The following is a 10,543-nucleotide window of genomic DNA, read 5'->3' on the forward strand; positions in this document are numbered from 1 at the left end:
GTTTTTGGCATCTTCGCAGTATAGGTAAGCAGGTCACGCGGAGACGCCAAAGCGCGACTTGCGCTGCCGGGGCTGCATTCTGTCAGGGCGCTCCTTCCTGGCGCAGGGGTATGCGCCGAGGTGACCGCAGTTGAGGCTGGAGTGCTGAACCTTTGCCTCATATTCGGCTGCCTGAGGGCTACCCGACCTATCGTGTGCGCATGAACAATCGTGACGACTTGAATTCTGGGGGGAAAGCCCGCTCAGATGCCGCAGCAGATAGCCCCGACGATGCGCTCCCCTTCGAACAGGGGCTGGATGATCCGGCCGGTACGGGAACAGTGAAGACCCCGAATGTCGACGGTGGCCGGGCCAACGGTGCCGCCGGAGAGCGGCCCTCCGACGATGATGACTACCCCGCCGACCCGCTCGTTGCTGCCGAGGAGAAGATGCAGACCGTGACGAATGATGCGGTCGCCGGTGAACCCGTCGAGGGCACCGTTGAGGATGAAGTGGGCCCGGGCATAATTCAGCCGATCGAGGGACACCTGGACGAGGATGAGTACGGTGTGGATTTCGCCGCCGTGGATGGTGAACCAGACACCGTTGCGGAGTCTGCGGAGGCGGACGCGGACGACACCTGAGGCCGCGACACGCAACGCCCTGTGTTCGTCGGTGCGCGCCTCGTTACGAGCCGCTCGCGGCCGAGACCCGCAATCTCCAGCTGACAAGGGCAAGGTCGAGGGCCGTGCGGCGTTCGCGGTTGTCGAGGTCGAGACCGCCCAACATGCGGCTAATGCGCTCTAGTCGGCCATAGAGGGTTTGTCGCCGGATGCCGAGCGCCTCAGCCGTTTTGGTCTTCGATAACCCCGCGGCCAGATAGGAATCAAGCGTCATCACAAGCCCGGCACCGGTGCGCGCATCGTGGGTCAGCAGGGGGCCGAGTTGGTCGTTGACAAATCGCTCAAGAACTTCGTCGTCGACGAGAGACGACAGCAGTTGGTAGAGCGCGAAATCCATGGCCAAAACCACTTGGGCCGCGGGGGTCAAACGCATCGCGAGGCGCGCGGTCTCTCGAGCGCTGGGAAAAGCGCTCACGAGGGCAGGGATATCGTCAACGGGCTGGGCGGCGCTCACCATGACACCGCCGCCCGACGTTGACCGCAGTTCGGCCTCGACGGCGTGGGCAAACCGGGCGACGACGGGGCGCAGTTCGGCCGGCCGGATGATCGCGGCAACAAGCACATCCCCCTCGACTTCGGCCACCAGGGCGGCGCCGAGCACGCGTCGGGCCGCCTCTCGCGCAGCGATCATGACGGTGCTCGCCGCTGATCGTGCGGAGCGGGGGCGCACGCAGAGGGCAACCGTTTTGTGGTCGGGGCGCACGGTGAGCCCCGCTCCGAGCGCGCGGGTCGCGAGTTCGGCAGCGCCCGTGTATCGCCCCGTCACGATGTCGCGGAGGAGCTCGGTGCGGGCCTGATCGCGGCTGACGGGTATCGCGTGGGATCGGGCGGCTTCGGCTCCGAGAACGTGTGCGGCGCTTTCGGCGATGGCTCGCAGCCGCGGAGAAGGTTCGGCGTCGAGCACAAGCTCTCCCCAGACGGTTCCAGCCGCGATGACCGCAACGCGCAGCGGGGTGGCCTCGCTGGGGGCGGGCTCATGAGGCAAGTCCAGCGGCACCCCCGCTACGAGGCTGGAGTCGGCTGCGTAGAGCGACGCGGGGCATCCGGCAATCTCACTCAGGAGCCCGGTTAGTCCGACGAGTCCGGAGCCCTCGCCGAGTGCTTGCAGCAGTCGCTCGGTGACGGCCGAGGAGACGCGCAGAGCTTCGAGTTCGCCACCGAGCAGGAGGGCGTGCGCGACCTCGGTCACCTCGATAAACGGAACGACGCCGTGAAGCAAAATCAGCGGCAGGCCGACCCGTCGGGCTTCGTCGACGAGGCCCTCCGGGGCCTCGGGAAAGGTGCGCCCGAGTTCTAACAGAACTGCCGCTACTCCGACCTTGGCCAGATCGGCGATATAGCTGCGCCGAGCATCCGGACTCAGCGCCACCAGCCCTAGGCCGGTGGTGAGCAGGGCCTCTCCCCCGTGCAGCAGCGACGAGATTTCATAGATCTCGCTCGTGTGCACCCAGCGCACTTCGCGGGCCTCAAGATCATGGCCAGACACGATCTCTGGTCTGGCTCGCGCGAGCACGGGCAAAGCGATGAGCTGGGCGACGGTCAGATTCACGATTTTAGCGTGTCAACAGAGGGACATTATGTCAACCGTTAACCGTAGCGAAATGACATACCGTCTCTATCGAGGGATCTGACTTCGCCCCTAATCTCATGGAGTGGCATTGAGCCACCCCTGTCACAGCATGCACACGAGAGAAGGCCCTCATGACCCTAGGCTCACCGCGCACCCCCGGCTATGTGAAACGCGGACTCACAGCCCTCAGCCTCGCATCCGTCGCCGCTCTTGTGCTGGCTGGCTGTGGTGGAACGACCGGAGCAGAGCCTGCGGCTGACGGTGAATCGGCCAGCGGTCTGCCCCTCGTCTTTGGCGCCTATGCGACCCCGCTCGAAGAGCCGTGGGATGGAGCAATCCACGCCGCGCTCGAATCCGCCGAAAAGGACGGCCTGATCGAGTACAAGCACATCGATAACCTGCACACGGCAGACGAGATGGAGCGGGCCCTGCGCGACATCGCGTCAAACCAGAGCCCCGACATCATCATCGGAGACGCCTTCGCTGCCGAAGATGCCGTGCGTGAGGTCGCCGCCGAGTACCCCGACATCGCCTTTGCCTTCGGCTCCGGTGGCTCCGAGCAGGCACCCAACTTCAGCGTGTTCGACAACTGGATGCAGGACCCCGCCTACCTCGCCGGCATGCTCGCGGGCGGACTCACCGAGTCCAACACGATCGGCGTCGTCGGTGCCATGCCGATTCCCGAGGTAAACCGCATCGTCAACGCCTTCATCGCTGGCGTCGGTGAGACGAACCCTGCGGCCACGGTTACCGTCTCATTCATCAACTCGTTCTTCGACCCCGCCACCGCCAAGCAGGCGGCCGAAGCGGCAATCGCCGGTGGAGCCGACGTGCTGTTTGCCGAGCGCGACGGCGTTATCGCTGCAGCATCGGAGCACAGCATCCCTGTCTTCGGAATGATGGTCGACCAGGAGGACCAGGCCCCGGATTACGTCGCCTCGTCGCTGCTCTGGAACGTGCGCCCCACCGTTGACGCCATTGTCGAGGCCGTCGTGGCTGGCAACTACAAGGGCGTAAACCTGGCCGAATATTCGTTCATGGTGAATGGCGGCAGCTCGCTCGCCCCGATCAACTCCGCCACGGTCTACGAAATCCCGGCCGATCTGATCGCGAAGGTCGAGGCACGCCAGGCCGAGATCCTCGACGGAACCTTCGAGACCCCGATCAATGAGAACGCGCCGGCAGGCTCGACCACAGTAGGCAAATAGCGTGTCAGTAACACCCGAGACGGGGGCGCGGTCCAGCGTGGCCGCGCCCCCCGACCCGCAACAAGTCCCCCTCGCTGAGCTTGTCGATATCACCAAGACGTTCGGCCCCGTCGTGGCCAATGACGGCATCTCGCTGTCGGTAATGCCGGGCGAGGTGCACGCACTGCTGGGCGAAAACGGCGCCGGCAAGTCCACCCTGACCCGCATTCTCTATGGGCTCAGCCAGCCCGACAGCGGCGAGATTCGTGTCGGTGGGCTCGCCACGCGCATAACCTCGCCAGCGGATGCCATGGCATCCGGCATCGGCATGGTCACCCAGGAGTTCTCGCTCGTCGACACCATGACGGTGACCGAAAACCTGATGCTCGCCGGGGTCGGACTCGGCAGGGTCGATGTAGCCGCGGCGCGGGAGAAGGTTCTCGCCGCCGCCGCGCGCATCGGCGTGTCGATTGATCCGGATGCCATCGTCGAAGACCTCTCGGTCGGCCAGCGCCAACGGGTCGAGATCGTGAAGGCCCTGTTCCACGACTGCCGGGTTCTCATTCTCGACGAACCGACCGCGGTGCTCGTGCCGCAAGACGTCGAGCAACTCTTCGATTCGATCAGCAGACTCACGTCGGCGGGCATGGGCGTGATCTTCATCTCGCACAAGCTCCACGAGGTCACCAGCATCGCGGACCGCATCAGCATCCTGCGCCGGGGACGCATCGTGGCGTCACGACCCGCAGCGGGCCTCGACCCCCGCGCCATCGCGGCACTGATGGTCGGTGCAGAGGTCAGCACGCCAGCGCCCACCAACGACACCGACAACCAGGCGGCGCCCACGGCGACCCCCGCAATCCCTCCTGACGCAACCCCAGGGATCGCGGATGCCGCAGCCCTGCAGATCACCGACCTCACTCTCGAGACGGGTGGTTCTCGAGTGCTCGATGCCGTGAGCCTCACCGTGAAGCCGGGCGAGATCCTCGGCATTGCCGGAGTATCCGGCAACGGCCAAACCGAGCTGGTGAATGTGCTCTGCGGCACCCTCGCCGCCGAGCGCGGCTCGGTTATGGTCGCGCAGACCGAGATCGGCGGCCTCGACCCGGCCGGGCGCATTCGTGCCGGGCTCGGACGCCTGACCGAAGACCGCAAGGGCAGCGTCATTCCCGCACTGAGCGTGGCCCAGAACCTGGTGCTCGAAGATCTTGATCGCTTCACCAAGGGTCCGTTTCTCAACCGCCGCGCGGTGAAGGACCATGTGAATGGTCTGATTGAACGGTTCGACATTCGGGCGCAGCCCGGCGACCCCGTGCGCTCACTCTCGGGCGGCAACATGCAGAAGGTGCTGCTCGCGCGGGCCATCTCCCGCGGGCCAAAGGCGCTCGTCGCCTCGCAACCGACACGGGGGCTCGACATTGGAGCCTGCAACTACGTCTACTCGCAGTTGCGTGCCCTCCGCGATGACGGCGCCGGCATTCTGCTGATCTCTGAAGACCTCGACGAGCTTCTCGGAATCTGTGATCGCATCGCCGTCATTTACTCCGGCCGCATCGTCGGCGAACTACCCGCCGCTGAGGCCACACCCGAAGCTCTTGGCCTGCTTATGACAGGCCACACCAGCACTGACTACGGCACTGCCGTTGCGACAAGGACGGATGAACGACCGTGAGAATCCTGCTGCGTGCCAGGGAGTCGCGGTGGCTAGCACCGGCGGCGGTGCTCATCGCTGTGGCCATCACCCTGCTGATAACCGCCGGACCCATTCGCCTCGCTGGCGCCAACCCCGTGGCCGCCTACGAGCGCTATCTGGTGACCCCGCTGTCGACGCTCAACGGCGTCACCGAGGTGCTGCTGGCATCCACTCCCCTGATTTTCACGGGACTTGCCGTGGCGATCGCCTTTCGGGTCGGCTACTACAACATCGGCGCTGAGGGTCAGTTTCTTGCTGGCGCGATCGCCGCAACGGTGCCCGGGCTGTACCTGCCCGATCTGCCCGCAGCGCTCGCGCTCCCCCTTGCTCTCGGGGCTGGCTTCATCGGTGGTGCTGTTTGGGCGTTTCTTCCCGCCTGGCTCAAACGTCACGCCAAGATCGACGAGGTTGTGACGACGCTGCTTCTCAACCCGGTCGCACTGTTGCTCGTGCAGGGTCTGCTCAACGGCCCCTGGCGCAATTCGGCGAGCGGGTTTCCTGACTCAGACACCTACGGCCCCGGCTACACGTTGCCGCCGGTTACCGACGGCAGCCGCGTGCACTGGGGGCTCATCATTGCCCTGATTCTGGTGGCCGGCACGTGGATTGTCATGTCGTTCACCCCGCTCGGGCTCAGGCTTCGTGCGGCAGGGCAGGCGCCCGCGGCAGCCCAGTTCTCGGGCATTCCTGTTGCCCGGCTGCAGTGGAGGTGCGCTCTCATCTCGGGTGGCATCGCAGGAATGGGGGGCGCGAGCCAGGTGCTCGGCGTGCAGCACCAGCTCACCGCCGGAATCTCCAACGGCTACGGCTATACGGGCATCGTCGTGGCGACCCTCGGGGCGCTCACGGCGGGCGGCGTGCTGCTTGTCGCCCTGCTGCTTGGCACGATCGCCGTTGGCGCTCAGAACGCCTCGATCTCGCTGCAGTTGCCCACACAGATGGGAGCGATTGTGAGCTCCACGCTTCTGCTCGCCGTGGTGTCACTGATGGCCCTGCGCCGCTACCGCGTGGTGTTCGGCCGACGGCGCCCGAGTGGTGGGCCCTCCCTAGACGAAACGGTCGCGACCGCCTCTGAACCGGATGCTGCGGCGAAAGTTGGTGTGCGCTGATGGACTTTCCCCTATTCGCCGTTCTTGCGGCCATGTTCACCATCGCAACCCCGCTGGTCTGGGCCGCGCTCGGTGCAGTGATCAACGAGCGGGCTGGAATCTTGAACCTCGGCATCGAGGGAACCATGTACGCGGGCGCGTTCTGCGGTTTCTTCGCTGCTGCGACGAGTGGCTCGGTGTGGTTCGGGCTCGCCGCCGCGGTCATCGCCGGTGCCCTCGCCGGTGCGCTCATGGGTCTGCTCACCGTGACGCTGGGCGTCAACCAGCACGTGGCCGGCATCGGCACCACCCTGCTTCTGGTCGCCGCCTGCAACTTTGCCAACCGGTTGCTCTTCAGCAGCGGCTCGCAGACGATCACCGCAAAGTTCGACAGGCTGTTCGCGGGCGGGGGCATGCTGTCGCAGTATCCGCTGACCTATGTGGCCTTCCTCCTGCTCGCCCCCGCGCTCTGGTGGGTGCTGCGGTCGAGCGGCTTCGGGCTTCGGCTTCGCGCCGTCGGCGAGAACCCGGAGGCGGCGGATGCTGCCGGCATCCCGGTCGCCCGCACCCGCTTTGCGGCGCTGATTATCGGTGGCGCCATGATGGCGATTGGTGGCTCGTTTCTCACGCTGTCGTTGCTTGGCACGTTCACGATCGACATTGTCAGCGGTCGCGGGTGGATCTGCATCGCGCTCGTCATCTTTGCCCGGTGGAAGGTGTGGCCCGCGGTTGCGGGGGCACTGCTGTTCGCGGTGACCGATGCCCTGCAGTTGCAGCTCGCGATCTCGCCGCTTTTCAGTGGCGTTCCCAACGAACTGCTGATCGCGTTTCCCTACCTCGTCGTGATCGCTGCGCTTGCGATCTGGGGTCGGGGCATCCGCTATCCCGGGGCATACCTCAAGCCCTATCGGCGCGCCTGACCTGCTCCCCCATCCCACTTCTCATCCCCATGAACGGAGCCCAGATGAGTGGCACAGACATGAACACCAACGATGCAACCGCACTGCCTCCACTGACCGCGCTGCCCCCACTGACTGAGTCGCAGCTGGCTGAGGGACTCAGTGCAGCGATCAGTGAGGCCCGACTCGGGCGCGCTGAGGGGGGCATCCCGATCGGCGCTGCGCTCGTTGTCGATGGCAAGGTCATTGCCACCGGCCACAATCGCCGAATCCAGAATGAAAGCTCGGTGCACCACGGCGAGACCAACTGCCTCGAGAATGCCGGACGACTGCCCGCTAGCGTCTACGCCCGCGCGACAATGTTCACCACCCTGTCACCGTGCGACATGTGCACGGGAGCGATCTTGCTCTACAAGATCCCCCGTGTTGTCGTCGGTGAGAACGCCAACTTTTATGGCGGTGAGGACTATCTGCGACAGCGAGGGGTCGAGGTTGTCGTCGTCGACGATGCCGAATGCCGCCAGCTTATGGCCGACTTCATCGAGGCGGAGCCCGCACTCTGGAACGAAGACATCGGGGTTTAATCCGAGCCTCCCCGCGTCTTGACCCTGCGCAGAGCGAAGCGCAGGATTGACGGCGCACGGTTTAGCGCAGCGGGGTCTTCTCGTCGCGCCGCATCGGCCGTACGATCCGGCCTATGACCTCTGCGCAGGATGCCTCATTAGGCCCCGACCCGTCTGGCCTCAAGCGCAACATCACGGGACTGTTTCTCTTTCTCTTCATCCTGGGAGATGTGCTCGGTGCCGGTATCTATGCCCTTGTGGGCGAAATCGCCGGGCAAACCGGGGGTGCCGTGTGGATTCCGCTCGGCGTTGCGCTCGTGCTTGCCCTGCTTACGGCCGGGTCATATTCAGAGCTCGTGACCAAGTACCCGAAGGCGGGCGGATCTGCCGTCTTCGCGGAGAAGGCCTATCACAGCCCTCTCATCTCGTTCCTCGTGGGCTTCTGCATGCTTGCCGCGGGTGTTGTGAGCGCTGCCGCGCTCGCCCTCGCCTTCTCCGGCGACTACCTTGCCCAGTTCATTGAGATTCCTCCCGTGCTCGGGGCCATCCTCTTTCTCGTGCTCGTAGCGCTCATCAACATGCGCGGCATCAAAGAGTCGATGCAGGCCAACTTTGTGATGACCTCAATTGAGCTCAGCGGGCTGCTCATCGTGTTGATCGCCGTCGGCATCTTTGTGGGGGGCGGTGGCGGTGACGCCAGCAGACTCACCGAGTTCACGCCGGGAACGACCCCGTTTCTCGCGGTGATGGCCGGGGCGCTCCTGGCCTACTACTCGTACGTGGGGTTCGAGACGTCGGCGAACATCGTGGAGGAGATTCGCAACCCCGCCAAGGTGTATCCCCGCACCCTGTTCGCCGCACTGATCACGGCAGGGCTGCTTTATATGCTCGTCGCGGCCGCGGCCACCATCACGGTGCCGGTTGACTCACTGGCGGATTCGACGGGCCCCCTGTTGACCGTGATTGAGGCAACGGGAACCGGCATCCCCGGCTGGTTGTTCAGCGCGATCGCCCTCATTGCGGTGGCCAACGGGGCGCTGCTGACCATGATCATGGCGAGCCGACTTGCCTACGGAATGGCCAAGCAGGGGCTCATGCCTGCAGCGTTGGGGCGGGTTTTGCCCCAACGAGGGACGCCGTGGGTGGCAATCATCACGACGACTCTCGTGGCCATGGTGCTCACCTTCACCGGGGGGCTCGCGGTGCTCGCCGGCACGGTCGTCGTGCTGCTGCTCTTCGTCTTTCTCAGCACCAACATCGCGGTGCTCGTGTTGCGCCGAGACAAGGTCGACCACGACCACTTCAGGGTGTGGACGGTGATTCCTGTGCTCGGGGCACTCTCCTGCATCGGCCTGATGACGCAGCAGGGAGGGGATGTCTGGTTGCGTGCGGGCATCCTCATCGCAATTGGGGCGGTGCTGTTTCTGGCGTCACGACTGTGGGGTCGGCGGTCTGCGCGGCGCCCCCAGGAGGAGAGCAAGGAGAGCAAGGCGGGCAAGGCGCAGCGTTAGGAGACCCGCCCGGTGGGGCGTGCCCGCACCACCCGGTCGCGTCCCAGGGCTTTGGCCTCGTAGAGCGCAGCATCCGCAGCGGCACTCGCCGCCTCTAGATTGAGCGTGTTGGGGTGTAGCGGGGTGACCCCGCAGCTCACGGTTGGCCACAGGTCCAACTCCGGCGGTTTCGCGTCGCGAAGGCGGCGACTGATCTCGCTCGCCGCCCGCTCGGCCTGCTCAAGGGACGCCCCGGTGAGGAGAATGATGAACTCGTCGCCGCCGTACCGGCCCACCAAGTCGGTCTCGCGAACGCTCGCAAGGCATGCTGCCGCAAACGCTTGGAGTGCTTGATCCCCGGTTTGATGGCCGTAGGTATCGTTGACGGCCTTGTAGCCATCCAGATCGGTGAGGATGAGTGCCGCGTCATTCTTGCGTGGCCGTTGTGCTTGTTGCAGAAACCCGGCGCGGTTCAAGACTCCGGTGAGGCCGTCCCTGGAGGCCTCGGCGCGAAGCCGGCTCGCCACCTGCTCGTGGCTGAGGGTTGTTATTGAGAACGCACCAAAGACAAAGAATGCGGTGACCGCAACCGTGGTGACCTCGCTGCCGAATGCGCTCTGGAACACTGTGCCGTCGGGTCCATCGACCAGGAAGGCCACGCAGCGTCCCCAGTAGAACAGCGAAAAAAGACCAGCAGCGCTAGCGAGTGCTCGCACGCCGTGCCACTCCCGGCTGTCGAGTCGAAAGAACTCGACCGCAGCGAGGCCGCTGTGCACGGCAACGAGTGCGAGAAACACGGCTCCGCCCGGCCAGACGTGCGTGGAGGGCGAATCGAATGCGGCGGCAACGACCGCAAGCAGGGGTCCCGCTGCGGCATGCCATGGATTAAGCGGCTTGCCGCTGAGCGATCGGGCGCCTCCCCACACCGCCACCGCTGCAGACACCAGCAGGAGATTGCCCAAGGGGTTCGCCCACGCCTGATGCTGCGTGCCGTTGAGGAGGTAGGCGGATGAGCCACTCATGATGAGCAGGAAGGCACAACTCCACCACCGGCTGTAGGACGAGCGTGTGCTCCTGTACGTGACGAAGTAGATGTGCGCGAGCAGGACTAACGCCACGATTGCGAACATAACGCGCAGGGTCAGAATATCTAGCACGCCCGACCCCCCTCGTATATTGCTACGGATCCCAGGGTATGCCGAGGCACGCCCGCCCCGACCTCTTGCGAGCTGGATGCCTACCCCGAGTTCGGGGGTGGGGCATCCGCTTGGCAGCCAACGTGCAGCAGCGCAGCCGTCGAAGAGAACTAGCCTGCGAGTAGTGCAGGCCGCCGCAACGTGCCGGTGGCCAGGCCCAACGATGCTGGGAGGAGAGAGTGAAAAAACTCCGCG

9 protein-coding genes are annotated in these 10,543 nt (G+C 65.1%); 7 read left to right on the plus strand and 2 right to left on the minus strand.

Annotated elements, in window-relative coordinates; genetic code table 11:
• The first annotated feature begins 200 nt into the window (after positions 1 to 200).
• Positions 201 to 623 carry a hypothetical protein gene (locus tag AC062T_RS00915; protein WP_476026530.1) on the plus strand — a complete coding sequence of 141 codons (423 nt, stop codon included), beginning with the start codon at positions 201 to 203 and terminating at the stop codon, positions 621 to 623.
• Between the two features lie 43 nt (positions 624 to 666).
• Here AC062T_RS00915 and AC062T_RS00920 read toward each other — a convergent pair whose 3' ends face one another.
• A complete protein-coding gene (locus tag AC062T_RS00920) occupies positions 667 to 2,211 on the minus strand; it encodes a PucR family transcriptional regulator (RefSeq protein WP_476026532.1) in 1,545 nt (514 codons plus the stop codon).
• 152 nt (positions 2,212 to 2,363) lie between these two features.
• Here AC062T_RS00920 and AC062T_RS00925 point away from each other — a divergent pair, with 152 nt between their 5' ends.
• The 6 genes from AC062T_RS00925 to AC062T_RS00950 all read left to right on the plus strand — a co-directional run bounded on the left by AC062T_RS00925 (position 2,364) and on the right by AC062T_RS00950 (position 9,173).
• Entirely contained in the window at positions 2,364 to 3,440 is a 1,077-nt protein-coding gene (locus AC062T_RS00925) for a BMP family protein (protein ID WP_108516334.1), read from the plus strand.
• A 1-nt stretch (position 3,441) separates the two neighbouring features.
• Positions 3,442 to 5,091, plus strand: a complete 1,650-nt coding sequence (locus tag AC062T_RS00930; protein WP_476026535.1) for an ABC transporter ATP-binding protein — start codon at positions 3,442 to 3,444, stop codon at positions 5,089 to 5,091.
• Positions 5,088 to 6,221, plus strand: a complete 1,134-nt coding sequence (locus AC062T_RS00935) for an ABC transporter permease (RefSeq protein ID WP_108516336.1) — start codon at positions 5,088 to 5,090, stop codon at positions 6,219 to 6,221. Before AC062T_RS00930 ends, AC062T_RS00935 begins: the two co-directional genes overlap by 4 nt.
• A complete protein-coding gene (locus AC062T_RS00940; protein ID WP_476026537.1) occupies positions 6,221 to 7,120 on the plus strand; it encodes an ABC transporter permease in 900 nt (299 codons plus the stop codon). The genes AC062T_RS00935 and AC062T_RS00940 overlap by 1 nt, the downstream gene beginning before the upstream one ends.
• Positions 7,121 to 7,164: 44 nt before the next feature.
• Positions 7,165 to 7,683 carry a nucleoside deaminase gene (locus AC062T_RS00945; RefSeq protein ID WP_233245426.1) on the plus strand — a complete coding sequence of 173 codons (519 nt, stop codon included), beginning with the start codon at positions 7,165 to 7,167 and terminating at the stop codon, positions 7,681 to 7,683.
• A 113-nt stretch (positions 7,684 to 7,796) separates the two neighbouring features.
• The gene (locus AC062T_RS00950; protein WP_476026539.1) at positions 7,797 to 9,173 is read left to right on the plus strand and encodes an APC family permease; all 1,377 of its coding nucleotides are present in this window, start codon (positions 7,797 to 7,799) and stop codon (positions 9,171 to 9,173) included.
• On the opposite strand, the gene AC062T_RS00955 is transcribed toward AC062T_RS00950, so the two are convergent.
• Positions 9,170 to 10,309, minus strand: a complete 1,140-nt coding sequence (locus AC062T_RS00955) for a GGDEF domain-containing protein (protein ID WP_476026541.1) — start codon at positions 10,307 to 10,309, stop codon at positions 9,170 to 9,172. The two genes, AC062T_RS00950 and AC062T_RS00955, sit on opposite strands and share 4 nt — an antisense overlap.
• Positions 10,310 to 10,543 lie beyond the last annotated feature (234 nt).

This window comes from Homoserinimonas sp. (assembly GCF_056262345.1).